Origin of the sequence: Streptomyces sp. NPDC085944 (genome assembly GCF_040686295.1) — a bacterium.
Classification (GTDB): Bacteria; Actinomycetota; Actinomycetes; order Streptomycetales; family Streptomycetaceae; genus Streptomyces; species Streptomyces salinarius.
Genome location: NZ_JBFBJX010000002.1, coordinates 92,529 through 112,631, shown reverse-complemented (window position 1 = coordinate 112,631; position 20,103 = coordinate 92,529). Strand labels below are relative to the sequence as shown.

Genomic DNA, 20,103 nt, shown 5'->3' with positions numbered 1-20,103 from the left:
AGCTCGGTGGGCTCCGGGAGGTCCGCGGGGGCCTCCGCGGAGCCGCCGGGTGGGGTTCCGCGTGGTGGGGTTCCGTGGTGGCGGGTCGGCGGTCAGCCGAGCGCGGCCGGTGCCTCCAGCTCCTCCTTGACGTCCTTGAGCAGGGCCATCGCGTCCCTGCCGTTGACCACCCGGTGGTCGTAGACCAGGCCGAGGTGGACGAACCGGTGGGTGCGAGGAGTGCCCTGCGCGTCCAGGCGCACCTGGTCGTCGACGGCGCCGATGGAGAGCACGCAGGTCTGGCCGGGGAAGACGATGGGGGTGGCCAGGACCGTGCCCTCGGTGGTGTGCGGGGCGACCATGATGTTGGCCCCGGCCAGTTCGGCGGCCTGGAACGTGCCGCGGAACGCCTTGCTCCGGAAGCCGGTCAACAGGTCGGCGATCCGGTCGCCGCTCAGCTCGGCGGCGTCGTGCACCACCGGGGTGTACAGACCTCGGCCCGCGTCCATGGTGACGCCCACATGGGCCCGTTCGCTCTCGCGCACCGCGCCGTCGTCGGTGAGCGCGGCGAACATCAGGGGATGTGCCGCGTGCCGGCGTGCCACCGCCTTGATCAGCAGGACGGGCAGGGAGACGAAACTGCCGGTGCGCTCGGACAGCCGCCGGGCCAGTTCCTCCGCCTGTCCGACGTCGACCTTGGCGTAGGCGGCCGCGGCCGGAACGGTCCGCATCGACTCGGTCACCACCGCCCCCACCGTCCGTTGCCGCTTGGACAGTTGGCGCTCGGGGGAGGCGGGCTCCGACGCGGCCCGCCGCACCAGGGCCTCGACATCGGCGGTACGGACGACCGTGCGTCCGAGACCGCGCAGCTCGGCCTCGGACACGCCGTGGCGGTCGGCGAGCTCACGAGCCGCGTTGGTGATGCTCAGCTCCGCGCCGGGGGGAGCGGACGTCGCCGCCGGGGTGGCGGCCGACGCCCGGTAGGAGTCGCGCTCCTCGGCCGACTCGAAGAGGTAGGCGATGGTCTGCCCCGGCCGGCACTCCTGGCCGCCGCCGACGAGGACGTGCAGGATTCCGGAGCCGGTGCTCTCGATCTCCTCACTGGCCTTGGAGGTCTCCACGACCGCCAGCGGTTCCTCGTCCTCGATGCTGTTGCCGTCGGGGACGAGCCACTCGACCAGGGTGTAGCTGGAGTCGTTCGTGTTGAGTGTGGGCAGCTCGATGCCGATCACTTCGTCGCCTCCGTGATCGCGCGGTGGATGGTGGCCGGCTGGAGCAGCACGTCGTGCTCCAGGTGCGCCGCGGTCGGCACGATGCTCGGCTCGGCGCTCAGCGGCAGTACGGGGCGGGCCAGCCGGCTCCACAGTTCCTCGTGGAGTTGCTGCGCGAGCAGTTCGCCCCAGGTCCCGCCGGCCGTGGAGTCCTCCATGACACAGATGCGGTCGGCGCGGGACAGCACCGGGAGCAGCGCCTTGGTGTCGAAGGGGTAGAGCTGGGAGGGCACCAGCAGTTCACAGGTGATCTCCTCTTCGAGGAGCAGGGTGCGCAGGGCGATGACGGCCCGTTCGGTGAGCCCGCCCGGGGCCAGGACGATCCAGTCGGGGGGCCCGCAGTCCGGCACGAACACCCGGGCGGTCTCGCTGGGATCGGCCAGCACCTCGTAGCGGAAGAGGTCGTCCACGACCCCCTCCTGGTACATGGCGCGGGTGTAGAGCACCTTGTCCTCGAAGAGCACACCGGGCTCCTCGCGGTCGAGCATCGCGGTCAGTACGCGCCGGTTGTCGTGGAACGGGGAGACCTCCCGCAGGTGCAGCGAGGGAATGCCGAGGAAGTGCTTCTGCAGGCTCTGGCTGTGCGTCGGGCCGTACCCCCGGTTGCCGCCGGTGGGGCAGCGGACGACCATGCTCATCGGGACCCTGCGGCCGTACATCGACACGGACTTGGCGGCGAAGTTCAGCAGCGGGTCGAAGGCCAGCGCGGCGAAGTCCGAGAACATCATCTCGACCACGGACCGGTTGCCGGACAGGGCCAGGCCCGCGCCCACGCCGGCGATGCCGCCTTCGCTCAGCGGTGACGACAGCACCCGGTCCGGGAAGCGGTCGGAGAGCCCCCGGGTCACCTTGAACGCCCCACCGTAGGGGTCGGCGACGTCCTCGCCGATCAGATACGTGCCGGAATGGGCGCCGAGGAGGTGGTGCAGTGCGCTGTTGAGGTTCTCGGCCACGCGCTGGCGCCTGGTCACCGGGCCTCCCATCGGGAGGCCGGACGCGCGCCGACCTCTCGTACGACGGCGGCGACGGCCTGGGCCTGCGTCCGGTCGACGGCGGCGAACTGTGCGGGGTGGTCCTTTCCGTAGCGGCGGTACCAGTCGTGCCGGGCGGCCCGCTCGCGGACCTCGGCCGCGCGGCTGTCGTCCCCCTTGCTGTGCGGGCCCACGCGGTGGGTGACGCACTCGACCACGTACGGCCGGTGCCGGTCGCGGACCTGCTCGACCACGGGGGTGAGGGCGGCGCGTACGTCGGTGACGTCCACGGAGTCGATCCGCAGGTGGCCGGCGCCGAAGGCCGCCGCCCGGGCCGCGACGGTGCCGGACATCTGCCGCTCGGTCGGTGTCGACTGGGCGATCCCGTTGTGCTCCACCACGACGAGCACCGGGGCCTGCCACAGCTGCGCCATGTTGAGCGCCTCGTACACGGCGCCCTCGCCCCAGGTGCCGTCGCCGATGTGGACCACCGCGATCCGGCCCGGCTCGGCCCGCTTCAGGTGCAGGCCGACTCCCACGGCGACGGGCAGGCTCTGGCCCTGTACGCCGGTCGACAGGTAGCGGTCGCGGTAGATGTGCTGGCTGCCGCCCACGCCCTGGCAGACGGCACCGGCCCGCCCCATGATCTCCGCGAGCAGACCGTGCGGGTCGTGGAAGCGGGCCAGGTAGTGGCCGTGTCCGCGGTGGTTGCTGAAGACGTAGTCGCCCTCGTCCAGCAGCGGGTAGAGCGCGACGGGGATGTACTCCTGGCCGAGGCAGGTGTGCGTGGTGCCGTGCAGCCGGCCCTGGGAGAACAGCTCCAGCACGGCCAGTTCGAAGTGGCGGATCATCAGCAGGGTGCCGAGATCGGCGTCGGACAGACGGGACAGGGGGCGGGCCACGGCATCGGCTTCGGGTGCGCCGACGGGCCCGAGGTCGACCGCGGGGGACGCGGACGTGACGTTCATGAGGTGCTCCTTACGGAAGTTCGACCACCTGGGCGCACCAGGTCAGCCCGGCGCCGAAGCCCAGGAGCAGCGCCTTGTCGCCGGGCCGTACGGTGGCCGAGGCGAGCAGCGACTCCAGAGCCAGCGGGATGGACGCCGAACTGGTGTTGCCGTCGGTGACGATGCTGCGGGCGATGGCCACGTGCTCGGGCGGGCGCAGTCGGCGCACCATCGCGTCGATCAGCCGCCCGTTGCACTGGTGCGGCACGAAGGCGCCGATGTCGTCCCAGGTGAGCCCGGCCGCGTCCAGTGCCTCCTGCGCCACTTGCGGCATGTGCGAACCGAACCAGCGGACCACCCGGGTGCCGTCCATGTGCAGGTACGGGCGGGCGGCACCGGGTTTGGGCGGGGCGCTGGTCATCCAGGGCTCACCGGGGCCGTGCGTTCCCCACACCGCCGGTCCGATCCCGGGGTGCTCCGCGGCGCTGACCACCGCGGCCCCGGCGGCATCGCCGAAGACCATGACGGTCGCGCAGTCGTCGGGGTCGGTGATGTCGCTCAGCCGCTCGGCGGCGACGACCAGAATCTGACGCGCCTGCTGTGCGGCGATCAGCCCGGAGGCCAGGGCCAGCCCGTAACTGAAGCCGGCACAGCCGCCGTTGACGTCGAATCCGCCGGCCCGGCCGGCGCCGATGCGGTGGGTGAGACCGGCGGCCCGGCACGATGCCCGGCCGACGCTGCTGGCGGAGGAGAACAGGACACAGTCCAGGTCCTCGGCGAGCACGCCCGCGTGGGCCAGGGCCTTGTCCGCCGCCTGCGCGGCCATCTCGACGAAGGTGTCGTCGGGGTCGGCCTTCAGCCTGGTCCGGATTCCGGTGATCTGCTCGATATGGCCTTCCTCATGGCCGAACCTGGTGTCGAGTTCGGCGCTGGTGAGCAGGCCACCGGGACGGTGGACGCCGATGCCGGTCAGCCGGCCCGCACCCCGGGCCATCAGCGGGCTCCGTCCGCCGCGGCGGCTGCCCGGCCGTTCACGTAGTCGAGGGTCCGCCGGACGGTGCGCAGGTCGTGCACCGCCTCGTCCGGGATGGGAACGCTGTAGCGCTCCTGGATCCGCTCGGCCAGTTCGATGACGGCCATCGAGTCGAACCCCAACGATGTGAATGGCGCGTCGGCCGGCTGCTCCGAGATCGCCCGGGCCGCTTCGGCGCCGGCGATCTCGGCCACCATCGCCGTCAGGTCTTCCAGGGTGAAAGGGGGCATGCGGAAACTCCAGCTGATGAGATGCGGGGAGGGGTGATGGGAGGGGCGGGAGGAGAGGACCGCGCGTGGGTCACCGGGCGGGCAGCATGGCGTCGCGGTTCAGGAAGGCGAGCATCCTGCGGAAGTAGTCGGAGTCGAGCACGGGCGGGGCGAGGTGCGAGGTCGCCGCGGTGGGGCCGGCGGTGCCCTGCCCGGGGGCCGGGATCATCTGCCGGAGGGTCTCGCCGGCCAGCCGCAGGGTGCTGCGGGGGACCTCGTCGCCCAGGTCGCGAAGCCGCTCCAGCCAGGTGTCGAACGGAACGAGCGGCAGGTCGACACCCGCGTCCGCGAAGCCCTGGAAGTACGACCGGAAGGGCAGCGGTTCGGGATCGATCACGTGGAACACCTGTCCTCGGGCACGTCGGCTCAGGGACAGGTCGACGACGGCGCGGCTGGTGAAGTCGACCGTGCCCACCGGCAGGAGACCGGGGTGGTCGGGGGCGCAACCGGCGCGAATGCTCGCGGTCGTCAGGTGGACGAACCAGTCCGACTTCCCCACCAGGCCGGTGCGCGAGTCCGCCAGGATCACACCGGGCCGGTGCACCGTCGTGGGCGATCCGCGGTCCGCGGCCTGCGCGACCAACTGCTCGGCGACCCATTTGGTGGCGCAGTAACCGGAGACACCGCTCCCGGCCGTGCGGGCCGCCGGGATCACCCCCATCGTCGAGATGTAATGCACGGGAATGCGGCGGGTCCGGGTCGCCAGTCTCAGGATTTCGAGGGCCCCCGACACATTGGAGCCGCGCAGGATCGGATAACTCGCCAGAAGGTTGACCCAGGCACCGCAGTGGTAAATGACGTCGATGGCGCGCGAGAGGCCCGAGAACTCCTCTTCGGTCAGGCCGAACCGCGGCTTCGCCAGGCTGCCGGGCACGACGTCGATCCGGGACATGTGGTGCTCCGGCACATTCCGGGCGCGTAACTGAACGGCAAGCCGCTCCCGGGCCTCGGCGGCCGACTCCGCTCTCACCAGGCAATGGATTCGAGCGCCGGTGGCATCCAGCAGGTCGGCGAGCAGGAACCCACCGAGAAATCCCGTGGCTCCCGTCAGCAGAATTGCCTCGGGCGGCCCTTCGGGGACAGCCGGCAGAGCCGACGCATCGATTTCCGCCGGAAGTCGCAAATCGTCACTGATCGGGAGACTGGCCATACCAACACCGCATTTCAGCACAGACGAGATTCGGTCCTGTCCGGAACACTCCCCGCGCCTCACGAGGTTTACTACAGGAATCTTCCCCCAGTGGGAGCACAGGGCGCATCCTCCTGGCCGTGACCCGCACCCGCACCCCCACAACGGATGAGTAGGGCTCACTCATTCGAACGGGCCACGACTCCGCATGGACGGCCGGAACGTACGCCCAGCGCGCGTTACCGGTGTCGCGCGCCGTCGGTTGTGCTCCAACGCGCTTGCCTGGAAGGGGCGTTGCGAAACGGGGGCCGGGGGGCGGGGGCGGCCCGAGCGTAAGGACAGATGAGAAGGACACAGCCAATTGATCGTGAGGCAAGGGGGATTGAGCCATGGCCGCAGGGCCTGAGACGCCGGAGGTCCCCGATCCCGTTGGGAACGGTGCGAGTTCACACTCCGGTCCGCCGAAGGCGTTGCCCGCGGCATTGCAGCCCCTGCTCGGCCGCCCGGCCCTCGCGGAGCTGCTCGGGCACCCCCTCGCGGGCGCCGCGCTGAAGGAGATGCACCGGCTCCTGCCGCCCCGCGTCGCCGTGCACTCTCTGCGGACGTTCCTGCTGGCCGACGCCTGTGCGCGGACCCACGGGACCGCCTACGACCGGGTCGGCCTGCTGGCCGCCGCGGTGTTCCACGACGCCGGGCTGGTGGGCCGTACTCCGCTCGGTCGCGGTGGATTCCCTTGCCGCTCAGCCCAGTTGCTCGACCACTTCCTGGCCCTGCACCAAGTGGGCACGGTGCGGCGCACGACCCTCACGCGTGCGGTGCGCGAGCACATGCGGCCGTTCCCCGCTCGCGACGCCGGACCCGAGGCGCGGCTGCTGCACTTCGGCGTGTGGCTGGACGTCACCGGGCGCGGCGAGCGGCAAGTGCCCGGTGACCGCCGGATGTTGGCCCGACTGGCGCCCACCCCCTGGTTCGCCGTGTCCTTCTCCGCCCGGTTGGCGGCCTGCGGGCTGCGCCGGGTGCTGCCGGGCTCCCCGGTCACCGACCGGTGACCGGGGAGCCCGGCGACTCGCTCTTCCCGTCGCGAAAGGAACCGCAGACATGCAAGATGACCAGCGTGTTTTCGATGTCGCCATCGTCGGAGGCGGCATCGGCGGGACGATGCTGGGGACCGTGCTCGCACGTCACGGCGTGCGGGTTCTGCTGCTCGAAGGCAGCGGCCACCCCCGGTTCGCCATCGGAGAGTCCACCGTCCCCGAGACCACGTTCGGGCTCCGGGTCCTGGCCGGCCGCTACGACGTCCCCGAGTTCGATCACCTGGCGACCAACGCGGCACTGCGCCGCCACGTGTCGTCGAACAGCGGGGTCAAGCGGAACTTCAGCTTCGTCTACCACCGGGAAGGTGAGCCCACCCGGGCCGACGAGTGCACCCAGTACCCCACCTGGGGACCCCCGCTCGGTCCCGACTCGCACTACTTCCGGCAGGACGTGGACGCGTACATGTTCCACGTCGCCGTGTCCTACGGCGTGACCGCGTACACCCACACCACGGTCGACGACGTGAAGTTCGAGGAGGACGGCGCGACTCTCGTCACCCGGGACCGGGGCACCTTCCGGGCCTCGTACGTGGTCGACGCCGGCGGCATGCGGGCGGTCCTGCCCGAGCGCCTCGGGCTGCGGCAGGAACCGCCCTACCGCACGAGGTCGCGCACGATCTTCACGCACATGGTGGACGTGCGCCCCTTCGACGCCGTGGCGCCCTCGCGGGCAGAGCACGGCATGCCCAGCCCGTTCAGCCAGGGAACGCTTCACCACATGTTCCCGGGCGGCTGGTTCTGGGTCATCCCGTTCGACAACCAGTCGGCCGGCACGAACCAGTTGTGCAGTGTCGGCCTCAACCTCGACCTCGACCGGCACCCCCGGCCGGAGGACATCTCGGCTCAGGAGGAGTTCTGGCAGTACGTGCGCCGGTTCCCCAGTGTGGCCCGGCAGTTCGAGCGGGCGCGGGCGGTCCGGCCGTACGTGTCCACCGACCGCACCCAGTTCGCCTCGCAGAAGGTCGTCGGCGACCGGTGGTGCCTGCTGCCGCACGCCAGTGACTTCGTCGACCCGCTCTTCTCCAGTGGACTCGCCGTCACCGTGATGGCGCTCAACGCCCTGGGCCACCGGCTGATCGACGCGGTGCGCCAGAACGACTTCGACACCGCCCGGTTCGCGTACCTGGACCACTGGACCAAGCGCATGTTCCGGTTCTACGACGACCTGGTGTCCTGCAGTTACATCGCGTTCGACGACTTCGACCTGTGGAACGCCTGGAACCGCGTGTGGACCATCACCACGCTGTACGGCACGAACGCCCAGAACCAGGCCGCCGTGACGTTCGACAAGACGCACGACCCGGCCTGTTTCGACATGCTGGAGCAGCCGCCGTACCGGGGTCTGCAGGGTATGGACAACCCCTGGGTGGAGCGGATGTTCGACCAAGCGCGGGACGCCGTACTCGCCTATCGTGCGGGCGAGTCGACGAAGGAGCAGACGATCGCACGCATCTACGAGCTGCTGGGCGAGAGCGGACTGGTCCCGTCGGTGTGGGGCACCCTGGATCCCGAAGACCGTTGCCCGGCCGGGGTGTTCACTCTCTGGCCGCTGATGAAGATCCTGCTGTGGGGCAAGTACCGCTCACCGCAGCACGTCCGGGGCTCCTACTTCACCGGCGGAGCGCGGCTGGTGGGCAAGGAAGCGGTCCAGGCGTACACCACCGAACTGCGCGCCGGCAGCTCCCAAGTGCACCAGACCGTACGGGACATGTGGCGCAACTGGAACCGCGACTGGGCGCGGCGGCCCGCTCCTCGGAAATGAGTCCGGACAAACATTTCTGCCGACCGACGGAGGAACATATTCCGGTTTGCCGCTCCAGGGCCTCGGGTAAGAAAACCACATGGCCGACAAATGGAAAGTCGGCCGCGATTCTCCCTGCTCAATCCGAGAGACAACGGGCTGCAATCCACGATGGTGCGACATTCCACCTGCCAATCGCCCGCTGAATGCTCCTGGGAAGAAATCTTCCAGCATCAGGACCGCCTCATGCGGCTGGTTCGGCGAAGACTACCGAGTTTTCAGGACGCCGAGGACTGCGTTCAGGAAACCATGGCTCGGGCAGCTGCCCATGCCACGTTGGACAGGAATCGGCTCGGTGCCTTTCTGACGTCCGTGGCGCTTCGCCTCTGCATCGACTTCTACCGCGACATGGACCGCCGCAGCAGACTCCTCCAGCGTGCGGCGCTCGCGGAAACCCCGGGTACGACCGAGGAGGACGTCTGCGACGAGGACTTCGGCAGATGGCTTCTGGGCCAGGTACAACACCTGCGAGGGCGGGAGCAGGAGGTCATACTCGCCCGCTCCAAGGGTATCTCCACCGCGGAATTCGCCCGCATGCACAACATCTCCGTCAAGGCGGCCGAAGCCGCCTTCACCAGGGGCCGCGCGCGATTGAAGAATGTCTGCGCGAAAGCCTTGGAAGGCTGCGCCCGATAACACCCGAAAGCCGCACCTCTCCCATCGCAGAGAAACGGAAAGGGACCCCACTCATGGGCAACAGCAAGAATGTCCAGGACATCTTCAAGGATTTGGTCGGTGATATGACCGACAGCTGGAAGGAGGCTTTCGACGACCTCCTGAACCGAGACGACGACTCGGGTTCGTCGCGCGGCTCCGGCAACGCCGTCGACACACTGGCCGGACTGCCCCCGAACGCCCTCGCCGCACTGGCCGGGGCCGTCAACCCGGCGACCGCGCTCGCGGGTGTCACCAATCCGCTGGCCGCCCTCGGCGGGGCCGGCGCGGCCGGCAACCCGCTCGCCGGCCTCGCAGCGCAGAACCCCCTGGCCGCACTCACCGGTGCCGCGGGCGGCGGCAACCCGCTCGCGGCCGCGCTGGGCGGGGCGGGCAACCCCCTGGCCGCGCTGGGCGGGGCGGCCAATCCGCTCGCCGCGGTCGGCGGCGCGGCCGGCGCGCTCGGCGGGGTCGGCCAGCTGGCCGGCGGCCTCGGACACGCGGCGAGCGGGGCGGGCGACCTGATGGCGCTGCCGTCCCAGCTCACCCAACTGCTCCAGGTGCTGCCCAAGCTCCTCGATGCGGTCCAGGGCCTGCAGAACCTGACCAACCTGCCGGCCCAGGCCGGTCAGCAAGGCCTGGCGGCCCTGCAGGGCCTGACCGGTCAGCAGGGGCCGGGCGGAAAGCCGTCCCAGGGCGGACAGTCCTCGACCTCGGGCTGACCGGCCGTGCCGCCGTCCCGCCCGGCCGTCTCCGTGCCGCACGCCGACCGCCGTTCCGTACCCGGGCCCCGATCTGAGGAGGACCACACACGATGACGTCCGTCGTCGGCGATCGGCTGCGTCTCGTGGTCAGGGTCCTGGGCAGCCTCGTGGCCGACGAGGTGGGACAGGCGGCCCGGCTGCGGAGGCGTACGAAGCGGGACGCGCGGTCCCCGGCGGAGAGCCTCGCCGGCTCCGCCGGGTCCGCTGCCGAGGCCACCGACGGGGCGGAGCAGCGCCGCGCCAAGGCGGTACGGCATGCCCTGGAGAGCCTCGGCCCCTTCTATGTGAAACTCGGCCAGGTCCTCTCCACCCGGCCCGACATGGTCCCCCAGTCCGTCCGGGACGAACTGCAGAACCTGCACGACGAGGTCGACGTCCAGCCGTTCTCGGAGTTCGAGCCGGTACTGGCCCGGGACCTCGGGCCGAACTGGAAGCTGCGCTTCGACGACGTCGAGACCGTCGCCCCGCTGGGGGCGGCGTCCCTCGCCCAGGTCTACCGCGTGACGCTGCCCGGCGGGCGCGCGGCCGTGGTGAAGATCCAGCGCCCCGGCATCCGCGAGGGCGTACTCGCGGACATGGCCCTGATGCGCCGGGCGTCGAAGATCGTGGCCCGTGTCGCTCCCCGGTTCAACGAGGTGATCGACATCGAGGCGATGCTCGGCTCGGTCTTCGACGCCATGGAGCCGGAACTGGACTTCACCGGCGAGGCCCGCAACATGGACGAGGCCCGTGACCACGTCCGCCCGTTCCGCTCCCTGGAGGTGCCCCGGGTCCTGCACGCCAGCCCCCGGGTCCTGGTCCAGTCGCTGGCCGACGGGAAGTCGGTGCGGCACGTCGACCGCGCCCACTTCACGGACGACGAGCGCGTGGAGATCGGCAAGGACCTGCTGCGGTTCATGTACCACGGGTACTTCGTCCATCGCTTCTTCCACGCCGACCCGCACGCCGGCAACGTCTTCGCCGCTCCCGGCGGACCCGCGACGCTGATCGACTGGGGCATGGTCGGCCGCCTGGACCGCAGGACCAGTCTGCAGCTGCTGCCGCTGTTCATGGCCATGGCGCAGAACGACGGGGCCGGGCTGGCGCAGCACTGGGCGGAGATGGGCCGGCTGACGCCGTGGGCCAACATGCCCGCGTTCGCCGCCGACATGGCCGCGTTCGTGCCCACGGTCTCCCATCTCTCACTGGAGGACATGAACTTCGGCGTCGCGCTCACCACTGTGCTGGCCAAGGCGACCAAACGCGGCATCGGTTCGCCGCCGGCCGTCTCGCTGCTGGGCAAGTCCTTCGCGAACCTCGACGGTTCGGTGCGGTGCCTGGCTCCCGAGATCACACTGCCCGACGTGTTCCAGGCGGAGGTGCCGAAGATCCTTTTCGCACTGGGCCGCGATTTCCTCGGCCGCAACCAGTTCGCCCGGAACTCCATGGAGCTTCTGCTGGCCGCCGTCACCAGTCCGGAACAGGTCCGGGGCGTCCTCTCCGACGTGGCCAACCGTCAGTTCGCACTCAACATCCACGAGCCGCGCACCCCCGCCGCGATGGGCGGCCAGCGGCCCACCCGCCCCTCCAAAGGCCTGCTCGCGCTGGGTGCCGCGGCCTTCCTGCTCGGCCGTCGCCGCTCCGGATGATCCGGGTACGCACAGCCACCCCCACCTCAAGGAGATCCATGCCGGAATCCACCCGCCCGCAGTCACCGTTCGCGCCGGCCGCCGCGAGCCCGCACGGCATCTCTCGCGCGGCGCTCTGGACGGCTGCCGCCCACGCGGCGGAGATCCTCCGGCCCGCGCCGCTCGTCCGCGACCCGTGGGCCGCCGACTTCCTCCACGCGGCCGGGTTCGACGGGGGCCCGCCCGGTGACGGTCCGCTGCAGCGCATGCTGCCCGACTATCAGGTGGTACGCACCCGCTTCTTCGACGACTACGCTCTCGCCGCGGCCCGTTCGGGCTGCCGCCAGGTGGTGCTGCTCGGCGCCGGCCTTGACACCCGTGCCTTCCGGCTCGACTGGCCGACCGGGGTGCACGTCTTCGAGGTGGAGGACGCGCCCGTACTGGCCTTCAAGGAGCGCGTACTGGACGGGAGCCGACTCTCCTGCGGACGCCGCACCCTCGTCGAGGCAGACGGCACGGCATCCTGGCAGGAGGAACTCGGGGCGGCGGGATTCGATCCCGGCAGGCCCACCGCATGGCTCTGCGAGGCACCCCTGTACTTCCTCCGGCCTCCGGAGGTGGCGGCCGTCGTCGCCGCGATGACCGAACTCTCCTCCTCCGGCAGCATGTTCGGCGCCGAGTGCGTGAACTCCGCAACCATGTCCTCCCCGTTCGTCGCGCCCTTCATGGACGCCCTGTCGACGATCGGACTGGCCTGGAACTGGCAGATCGCCGATCCGGAGCGCTGGTGGGCCGAGCACGGCTGGGACGCGGCGGCCGCCGACCTGTACACGCTGCCGTACGCGGTCGAGCGCCTCACGCCGTATCTGCCGCTGATCGGCACGTCCGCCGCGGAGAGCGTCTTCCTCACCACCGGAACGCTGCGCGGCACTCCCTGACACGCACCACGCGCAGGCCCCGGACGGTGCGTCCGGGCCTGCGCGTGGTGCCGCGGCTACGGCCGCTCCAGCTCCAGCAGCGCCGCCAGCCACAGGTCGGGGAGTTCGTCCGCGGTCGCCAGGGCCTCGTCGTGAACGACGGTCAGGCAGGCGGTGTCGTGCTGGCTCGTCAGCGTCGTCACACACCGGATGCCCGACGCGACGCCGGCGAAGACGGCCGCACGACGGGCGGCGACCCCCTGGTGGACGAGGGCCGTGCCGAAGTTCACACTGCTCACCGGGCCGGCCACGAACGACCCGCGGACCAGCCGGGTGCCGACGGTGGCGCCGATCGACCGCGGGGAGGCGGCCAGCAGCAGGCGCATGGCGTCGCGCCGCCGGCTCTTCCGCAGCCGGCCCGTGCGGGCGACGACCCGGTCCAGGGCCCGCCGGGGCGACTCCTCGTCGCACGGCAGCAGGAGCCGGGCGGTGACCATGCGGTTGCCCGGGGCGTACTCCTCCCCCGGGGCCCGGACCGACATCGGGATCGACACGGGCAGCGGCGGATGGGCCGAGCCGGTCTCCTTCAGGTACCAGGTGCGGACGGCGTGGGACAGGGCCGCGAGATAGACGTCCGTGACCGTGGCGCCGTGGGCGCGGGCGAGGGCCCGCAGCCGGGCCAGCGGGGTGTCGGCGTGGCAGACGTCGACGCGGCCCGTGGATGCTCCGTCGAACGCGGGTTTCGGGGTCGGCGCGCGGAAGGCGGCCGCCACCTCGCCCAGGGCGTCCGCGAGACCGTGTGCGGTGGGCCGGGCGGGATGCTGTGGGGCCGGTCCGCCTTCGAGGTCGTCTCCGAGGAGAGCGCGGGCGGTGTAGGCGGCGCCCATGCCGTCCTGGAAGGTGTGGTCGGTTCGGTAGACCAGGGTGTGGCGGCCCGCCGGCCCGTGGACCAGCCACACGTCCCAGGGCGGCCGGTCGTCCGTGCCCATCGGCCGGGACAGCGTCAGGCGGCTGGTCGCCGACCCGTCGGTGTCCTCGGGCAGCCACGCCTCGTGCACGTGCCGGTCCACCGCGATCCGGTCCACTCGTCGGAATCTCCCGCGGTCCCGTGCGATGCGGTAGCGCAACGTCGGGACGCGGTGGACGCGTTCGGCGACCCGCGCGCGTACGGAGTCCAGGGTGGGGGCACGGCCTTCGAACCCGAAGGTGAACGCGAGGGGCACCGGGTTGCCGCCCGTCGCCAGGTGGAAGGCGACGTCCACGGTGCCCATGGACAGGGCCGACGGCAGGCGGCCGTCCGTACCGAAGTCGGGTCGCATGGTGGAACCTCCTGGTCGGGTTCTGAGGGTCTGGGGGCTGCCAGGCCGAGGGCCGCGAAGCCGAGGGCCGCGGTCCGCGGAGCCGGGGTACGGATGCGGGCCGCGCCCGCCGTCAGCATGTATGCCGCGCGATTCGCCCCAGTGCGTCCACGTACGCCCGCAGCAGGGGACCCGCGGGTCCGCGTGCGGGCAGGCGCGGGGCCCGGGAACGGTGCCACGGGAGCGGTTCGCCGGGTTCCGGCTCGCCCAGCAGGGCCGCGGCCACGTGCGCGCCGTGCGCCACGGACAGGGCGAGTCCGTGCCCGCAGCAGCCGCCGATGTACCAGACGTCGTCGAAGCCCGGCACCGGCCCCACCACCGGCAGGTCGTCGCCCGTCATGCCGATGCGGCCGGACCAGCGGTGGGTGACCCGTACCCGGGCGAGGTGCGGATGCAGGGACCGCAGCCACCTCTCCAGCCAGGCCCAGGCACGCTCCCTGACGGCCTGGAGACGGGGAGCGCCGACACCCGCCGGGACCGTGGCGGTACCGCCGCCCGCCACCAGGCCCCGGTCCGGGAGCAGCCGGAAGTACGGCGCCATCGGGACGGCGTCGACGACGGAGTGACCGGCGCGCCCGCCCAGGGCCTCGTAGGCCGGGACGCTCAGCGGTTCGGTCGCGACGGCGTACACCTCGAGCGGCAGGACGGTGCCGACCGGCAGCTCCAGCGCCTGCGCGGCCGAGTTGACGGCCAGCACCGCCTGACCGGCGTAGAGCCTGCCGTGCGGGAGGACCAGCTCGGGGCCGACCAGATCGCCGGGGCGGAGGGCCAGCAGCGGGCTGCGGCCGTAGAACCGCACGCCCTTGTCGGCGCAGGCACGGGCGAGTGCACAGGTCAGGGCGGCCGGGTCGAGGGTCGCGGCGGGGCGGTGCAGAAGTGCCGCCCGGTAGGGCACGCCGACCCGGTCGCGGATGCCGGCCGGGGAGAGGACGGGGACGTCCAGACCGAGTTCGCGGCAGGCGCGGGCCTGTCGGGCGAGTGCCGCCAGGCCCGCGGGCGACCGCGTGGCCACCAGCTGCTCGCCGGGCCGCAGCCCGCAGGGCACGTCGAGCCGGTCGCACAGGGCGAGGACGTCCCGCACCGCCCGCTCACTGGCCCGGTGCATCCTGCGCGCCGTCTGCGGGCCGAAGCGGCGCACCGCGCGGTCCACCGCGGGGCCGGCCCGGGGACCCAGCAGACCGGTGCCCCGGCCGCTGGCACCGGCGGCCGGGTGCTCGGCGTCCACCACCGCGATGTCGAGCCCGGGGGCACGCTCCGCCAGGTGGTAGGCGCAGGACAGCCCGGCCAGCCCGGCTCCGACGACGGCCACGTCCGCGGTGACCACGCCGTGCAACTGGGGCTGCGTCGGCAGTTCCGCGGGGTCCCAGCAAGGCGTTCCGGCCGGCGGCCTGGTCATCCGGCGGCGTCCGGCACCGGCTCGGTCAGCACACCGAACCGGCGGTCGTGCCACAGCAGCGGGCGTCCGCCGCCCACGTGCACGGCCGCGAGCCGGCCCACGACGAGGTGGTGGTCGCCGTAGCGGCGTACGTCCTCGGTCAGGCACACCGACCAGGCGAGCGCGCCGGCCAGCACGGGGACGCCCAGTACCGGCCGGGTGTCGGTCCCGGCGAACCGCTCCGCCGCGGTCGTGGTGGGGGACGCGAACCGGCCCGCGAGCTCCTGCTGTTCCTCGCGCAGCAGATGCACGGCGAAGGCCCGGCGGGCGCGGACGGCGGCGAGGGTGCGGGAACCGTCACGCAGACAGGCAAGGAGCAGCGGCGGGCGGGCGGAGAGCGAGGTGACGGCGGACACCGTCATGCCCAGCGGGCCGTCCTCGCCGCGGGCGGTCACGACGGTCACGCCGGCGGCCAGCTTGGCGTACAGGCCGAGACAGCGGGCAGCGCCGGGCCCCGGTTCCTCGTGCAGCGATTCCGCGGGCGGCGGTTCGGCGGTCGGCGGCGGGGCGCCCGCGACGGCCGTCCGGTCAGTCACCAGCCGCAGCCGCGCGCTCATCGATCACCTCCGCGCCCGCAAGGCCCCGCAGCACGCGGGCGACGTTGGTCCGCAGGGTCGACTCGGCCACCGGGTCGAGGATCTCGGCCATGGACGGGATGCCGAGGTCGAAGGCCGCGGTGTAGACGACGAGCGTGCCGCCGTCCCTCGCTTCGCAGCGCCAGCTCCCCTCGAAGGCCTGGAAGTCGCCGCTGAGCTGTTCGAAGGCGATGGAGCACGTCTCGGGCGAGTAGGTGTCGCGTTCCCGCCACCGCATCAGACCGCCCCGGAACTCGACGGTCCAGTCCGAGACCGTGGAGCCGTCGGGCAGCGGAGGCTCGACGTGCACCTCGCGGAAGGTGTCGCTGTGCTCGGGATAGCGGCGGAAGTCGCTGATGCGGGCGTAGACGTCGGCGGGTGCCAGTCCGTCGGCGAGGGCGTGCAGAACCACGTGGCGCATGGGTCGTTCGGTTCCTTCCCGGAGGGTTTTCGGACGCTGGTGTCCGGAGCTGGTGGCTGGCGCCGGCGCCAGGAGCCGGTGTCAAACGGTCAGACGGTCGGCCGTGCCGCGCAGGGCCGCGTCGAGGGTGGTGAGGAACAGGTCGAGCGCACAGTCCTCGACCACGGCCGGCGGGGTCAGCCGCAGCACCCGGGTGGAGTTGAGGGAGTTGTTGACGAGCACACCGCGGGAGATCAGTTCCAGCAGGAGTTCGCCGACCGCCCGCTCCTCGGCGAACTCGATGCCGATCAGCAGACCCCGGCCGCGCACTTCACGGACCAGTCCGCCCTGGTACGGCGCGCACACCTCCCGTACGGCGGTGAGGATGCGCGGGCCGAGCGCGGCGGCCCGGGCCACGGTGTCCTCCTCCTCCATGGCCCGTACGGTGGCGAGGGCGGCGGCGCAGGCGATCGGCGAGGCGCCGAAGGTGGAGGTGTGCAGGTAGGGGTCGCGACTGAAGGGGGCGTAGGCCTCCGCGGTGGCGACCATCGCGGCGACCGGTACGACACCGCCGCTGAGTCCCTTGCCGACGAGCAGCACGTCCGGACGCACGCCCTCGGCGTCGACGCCCCACCAGGTGCCCAGCCTTCCCATGCCGGTCTGGATCTCGTCGACGACGAGCAGGGCGCCGTACGCCCGGCACAGCGCCCGCACCTGGCTGAGGTAGCCGGGGCGGGGGATGCGTACGCCGCCCTCGCCCTGGACGGGTTCGACGATGACGCAGGCCCGGTCGCGGTGGGCGGCCAGCGCCTGTTCGAGGTCGGCCGGGTCGTCGTAGGCCACCTGGGTGACGTCCGGGAGCAGGGGCTGGAAGGGCGTCTGGTACGTGGCGTTGGCGGTGACGCTCAGCGCGCCGAGGGTCTTGCCGTGGAAGCCGCTGCGGGTGGTGATCACCGAGGCGAGTCCGTGGGCGCGGGCCAGTTTCAGGGCCGCCTCGGTGGCCTCGGCGCCGGAGTTGACGAAGTGGACGTAGTCGAGTCCGGGCGGGGTGTGGGCGGCCAGGGCCCGGGCGGCCCGGGCGGCGACCGGTTCGAGGAGGACGCGGCTGGCCAGCGGGTGGGTGTCGATCTGCCGGTGCACCGCTTCGACGACGGCCGGGTGGCGGTGGCCCATGATGAAGACGCCGTAGCCGCCGAAGTCCAGGAAGCGGCGGCCGTCGTCGGTGTGGATCCAGACCCCCTCGGAGCGGACCTCGGCCATGCCGCCCATGACACGGCCCATCACGGCACGGCCGGAGCCGATGTGCTTCTGGTAGAGGTCCACGGTGTCGGGCCGGTCGCTCGGCGCGGCGGTTCCGGCGCGCGGGGTGGAGGACTCGGAGGACGGTGCGCAGGACGGCGTGGCGGTCCCGGAGGGTGGCCCGGCGGCCCCGTCGGACGTAGCGGGGGATCCGGAGGTCGGGGCGGCAAGCCCGGCGGACGGCCCGGTGTTTCCGGAGGTCTCGGTGGTCTCGGCGGTCCCGGTGGACGGGGGTGACACGGTCATGACGCCACCTCCATGGGGGCGGTCGCGGCGGATGGGTTCCGGCCGAGCAGGCCGGCCCTGTCCCCGGCCCAGTGCTCCGCGTTGCGTACGAGCGCGGCCCGGATGTCGGTCCGGGTCAGGCGGGTGCCGCAGTCGGGTGCGCCGAGGGAGGTGTCGAACGGCAGCTTCTGCTGGAACACCAGCAGCAGTTCCGCGTAGTACTCCAGCCGCCGCCTCAGGGACGCGGGCAGCGAGGTGCCCTCCAGCATGGGCAGGAGCAGCCGGTGTACGGCATCGACGGGGACGAGCCGGGGCCGCTGGGGCCGGGGCAGGCCGTGGCGTACGGCGACGTCCGCGCAGACGTCGGCCAACTCCCGCAGGTCGATGGCCTCCTTGCCGGCCGTCAGCCAGTACTCTCCGTCGGCCACACCGCCGCGGACCAGGTCGCCGATGGCCCGCGAGACGTAGTCCTGGGGCACCATGTCGATCCGGGTCTCGGGGGCTCCTGGCAGCACCGGTGCCTGCCCCAGGACCAGCGAGCCGATCGTCCTGGTCAGCCCCTGCTGACCGGCGATCCGCCCGCTGACGGAGTCACTCATGACAACCGAGGGCCGGACAATGGCGCCGGGCACGCCCGCCTCGCGTGTCATCTGTTCGGCCCGGGCCTTGGAGTCGAGGCAGGCGGCCGCGCCCGGGAAGCGCCGACGGTCCTCCTCGGTGGGCGTGTTGGCCACGAACGCGGTACTCACCAGGTACAGCGGGGCGTCGGCCCTGGCCGCCAGGTCCAGCATGGTGTCGGCACCGCGCAGGTTGGTGCGCGTGATGTCCTGTGGCGGGGTCCGCCAGTTGGTCTCGGCGGCGCAGTGCAGCACCACGTCCACCTCGAGGGCCAGTTCGTGCCAGGCGAGTGGGCTCAGGCCGAGCCGGGGAGCGACCAGGTCGCCCTGGAGCTCGCGCACCCGCGGATCCCGCAATGGTGTGTCGTGGCGCAGGCACAGCAGGTCGAAGTCGGGTGACAGCTCGTCGATCAGGGCACGTCCGAGCACTCCGGAACCGCCGGTGAGCAGCAGGGAGGGGCGGTCGAGCCGTCTCGTGCGGCCGACGGGCAGGAGGGCGAGACGCTGGTTGTCTGACGGCATGGGGGTGTGTACTCCCAACGGGTCTCGGCCCACCGATGGACGGTGGGGGGCGCGGTCAGGCGATGGCGAGTGGCCGGTCCGCCAGGTACGCGGAGAACCGGGCGGTCATCCGGGAGCGCGACGGCGGGTGCAGGGAGAGTCCGTTGGCGCAGGCGGCCAGGTGGCCCACCTCGTCGGACGTCATGAAGTTGAGGCCGCCGAGGAGTTCGACCGCGCGCGGGACGACTCGGGCGATGGCGTCCTGGACGCCGTAGCGCACGTACAACGCCTGAGCGAGCGCCGACTCGTCGAGGTCACCGGCGTCGATACGCCGGGCGACGCACTCGGCGGTGGCCATGGCGGCCTCGGTCTCGACGAAGAGGCGTACACGCTCGTGTTCGGGGATGCGGTCGTTCAGCAGCACCCGCTCCACCAGCGCGCTCGCGGCGCCGAGGTAGCTGCCCGTCATCAGCGTCTCGAACCAGATCAGACCGGCCGTCTGAAGTTCGTCGAGTTGTTCACCGGAGGTCGTCCCGGTGCGCAGCAGGAGTTCCGGCGGGACGAGGACGTCGGTGAGCGTGACCTGTTCGCTCTCGGCCCCGGCGAGGAACGCGCTGGACCAGAAGCCGCTGACGCTCATCCCCTCGCTCTCCGCGGGCACGAGGGCCACGGCGAGTTCGTCGCCCTGCCCGTCCTCGCGCGGGATCGTCACGCTGGCGGTGAGCACGTCCATGGAGTGGGCCAGGCTGCACGGCCGTTTGACGCCGTTGATGCGGACGCCGTCCGCGGTCACCGTGGCGGTCATCGACGGGTCGAGGATGCCCGCGCCGCTGCGGCCCTCGGCGAAGCCGGAGGCGATCACGCGGTTGGACGAGGCCACGCCCTCGATCAGCATCCACTCCAAGCCGTCGCCGAGGCCGCCGATCCCGACCAGGGTGGCCATGGAGAAGTGGTGCATGGTGGTGGCCACGGCCAGGGACGGCGAGCGGCTGCCGATGGCCCGCTGCACGCGCAGGGCGTCGAGCGCGGTGGCGCCCCGGCCCTGGTGGGGCTCGGGGACGAGCAGTCCCGGACCGCCGCTGTCCCGGAAGTGCCGGATGCCCGGGCTGCCCGGCCGCTCCAGTTCCATCAGCGGGGCCTCGCGCAGGGCGGGGTCCAGTTCGGGCAGCAGCTTCGCGAGGGTGGCGCGTTCACGCTCCAGGAATCTCATGGCGTGCGGTCCTCCAGGGTGGGGCGAACAGGGAATCGGCGCGGCAT

Annotated in this window: 19 protein-coding genes; 6 read left to right on the top strand and 13 right to left on the bottom strand. The window is 72.0% G+C overall.

Annotated features, from left to right (window positions below):
- Positions 1-92: 92 nt before the first annotated feature.
- From AB0P07_RS04215 to AB0P07_RS04190, 6 genes are all read right to left on the bottom strand, one after another.
- Positions 93-1,211, bottom strand: coding sequence for a 2-oxo acid dehydrogenase subunit E2 (locus AB0P07_RS04215; RefSeq protein WP_365544838.1), 1,119 nt, complete (start codon positions 1,209-1,211; stop codon positions 93-95).
- Positions 1,208-2,221, bottom strand: coding sequence for a transketolase C-terminal domain-containing protein (locus AB0P07_RS04210; RefSeq protein ID WP_365544836.1), 1,014 nt, complete (start codon positions 2,219-2,221; stop codon positions 1,208-1,210). The genes AB0P07_RS04215 and AB0P07_RS04210 overlap by 4 nt, the downstream gene beginning before the upstream one ends.
- Complete coding sequence (locus AB0P07_RS04205; protein WP_365544833.1) at positions 2,218-3,189, bottom strand: thiamine pyrophosphate-dependent dehydrogenase E1 component subunit alpha; 972 nt, start codon at positions 3,187-3,189, stop codon at positions 2,218-2,220. The genes AB0P07_RS04210 and AB0P07_RS04205 overlap by 4 nt, the downstream gene beginning before the upstream one ends.
- 10 nt (positions 3,190-3,199) lie before the next feature.
- Positions 3,200-4,162 (bottom strand): ketoacyl-ACP synthase III, encoded by a 963-nt coding sequence (locus tag AB0P07_RS04200; protein ID WP_365544830.1) that lies wholly within the window; start codon positions 4,160-4,162, stop codon positions 3,200-3,202.
- Complete coding sequence (locus tag AB0P07_RS04195) at positions 4,162-4,431, bottom strand: acyl carrier protein (RefSeq protein ID WP_365544828.1); 270 nt, start codon at positions 4,429-4,431, stop codon at positions 4,162-4,164. The genes AB0P07_RS04200 and AB0P07_RS04195 overlap by 1 nt, the downstream gene beginning before the upstream one ends.
- A 70-nt stretch (positions 4,432-4,501) precedes the next feature.
- Positions 4,502-5,620, bottom strand: a complete 1,119-nt coding sequence (locus AB0P07_RS04190) for a thioester reductase domain-containing protein (protein ID WP_365545837.1) — start codon at positions 5,618-5,620, stop codon at positions 4,502-4,504.
- 449 nt (positions 5,621-6,069) lie between these two features.
- Between AB0P07_RS04190 and AB0P07_RS04185 the strand changes: the two genes are divergently transcribed.
- The 6 genes from AB0P07_RS04185 to AB0P07_RS04160 all read left to right on the top strand — a co-directional run bounded on the left by AB0P07_RS04185 (position 6,070) and on the right by AB0P07_RS04160 (position 12,457).
- On the top strand, positions 6,070-6,648 hold the full coding sequence (locus AB0P07_RS04185; protein WP_365544825.1) for a hypothetical protein: 579 nt from the start codon (positions 6,070-6,072) through the stop codon (positions 6,646-6,648).
- A 49-nt stretch (positions 6,649-6,697) separates the two neighbouring features.
- Complete coding sequence (locus tag AB0P07_RS04180) at positions 6,698-8,455, top strand: tryptophan 7-halogenase (RefSeq protein ID WP_365544822.1); 1,758 nt, start codon at positions 6,698-6,700, stop codon at positions 8,453-8,455.
- Between the two features lie 90 nt (positions 8,456-8,545).
- Positions 8,546-9,130, top strand: coding sequence for a sigma-70 family RNA polymerase sigma factor (locus AB0P07_RS04175; RefSeq protein ID WP_365544819.1), 585 nt, complete (start codon positions 8,546-8,548; stop codon positions 9,128-9,130).
- A gap of 53 nt (positions 9,131-9,183) precedes the next feature.
- Positions 9,184-9,870, top strand: a complete 687-nt coding sequence (locus tag AB0P07_RS04170) for a hypothetical protein (RefSeq protein ID WP_365544816.1) — start codon at positions 9,184-9,186, stop codon at positions 9,868-9,870.
- 92 nt (positions 9,871-9,962) lie between these two features.
- Positions 9,963-11,540, top strand: a complete 1,578-nt coding sequence (locus tag AB0P07_RS04165; protein ID WP_365544813.1) for an AarF/UbiB family protein — start codon at positions 9,963-9,965, stop codon at positions 11,538-11,540.
- A gap of 38 nt (positions 11,541-11,578) precedes the next feature.
- Complete coding sequence (locus tag AB0P07_RS04160) at positions 11,579-12,457, top strand: SAM-dependent methyltransferase (RefSeq protein WP_365544810.1); 879 nt, start codon at positions 11,579-11,581, stop codon at positions 12,455-12,457.
- A gap of 56 nt (positions 12,458-12,513) precedes the next feature.
- Here AB0P07_RS04160 and AB0P07_RS04155 read toward each other — a convergent pair whose 3' ends face one another.
- From AB0P07_RS04155 to AB0P07_RS04125, 7 genes are all read right to left on the bottom strand, one after another.
- Positions 12,514-13,755, bottom strand: a complete 1,242-nt coding sequence (locus AB0P07_RS04155; RefSeq protein WP_365544808.1) for a wax ester/triacylglycerol synthase domain-containing protein — start codon at positions 13,753-13,755, stop codon at positions 12,514-12,516.
- A gap of 112 nt (positions 13,756-13,867) precedes the next feature.
- Positions 13,868-15,190: an FAD-binding oxidoreductase gene (locus AB0P07_RS04150; RefSeq protein ID WP_365544805.1), complete on the bottom strand. Its 1,323-nt coding sequence runs from the start codon at positions 15,188-15,190 to the stop codon at positions 13,868-13,870.
- On the bottom strand, positions 15,187-15,786 hold the full coding sequence (locus AB0P07_RS04145; protein WP_365544802.1) for a flavin reductase family protein: 600 nt from the start codon (positions 15,784-15,786) through the stop codon (positions 15,187-15,189). The genes AB0P07_RS04150 and AB0P07_RS04145 overlap by 4 nt, the downstream gene beginning before the upstream one ends.
- Complete coding sequence (locus tag AB0P07_RS04140; RefSeq protein ID WP_365544800.1) at positions 15,758-16,225, bottom strand: aromatase/cyclase; 468 nt, start codon at positions 16,223-16,225, stop codon at positions 15,758-15,760. The genes AB0P07_RS04145 and AB0P07_RS04140 overlap by 29 nt, the downstream gene beginning before the upstream one ends.
- A gap of 81 nt (positions 16,226-16,306) precedes the next feature.
- The gene (locus AB0P07_RS04135; protein WP_365544797.1) at positions 16,307-17,749 is read right to left on the bottom strand and encodes an aminotransferase class III-fold pyridoxal phosphate-dependent enzyme; all 1,443 of its coding nucleotides are present in this window, start codon (positions 17,747-17,749) and stop codon (positions 16,307-16,309) included.
- Entirely contained in the window at positions 17,746-18,867 is a 1,122-nt protein-coding gene (locus AB0P07_RS04130; RefSeq protein WP_365544795.1) for an SDR family oxidoreductase, read from the bottom strand. Before AB0P07_RS04130 ends, AB0P07_RS04135 begins: the two co-directional genes overlap by 4 nt.
- A 55-nt stretch (positions 18,868-18,922) precedes the next feature.
- Positions 18,923-20,056: an acyl-CoA dehydrogenase family protein gene (locus AB0P07_RS04125; protein ID WP_365544792.1), complete on the bottom strand. Its 1,134-nt coding sequence runs from the start codon at positions 20,054-20,056 to the stop codon at positions 18,923-18,925.
- Between the last annotated feature and the right edge of the window lie 47 nt (positions 20,057-20,103).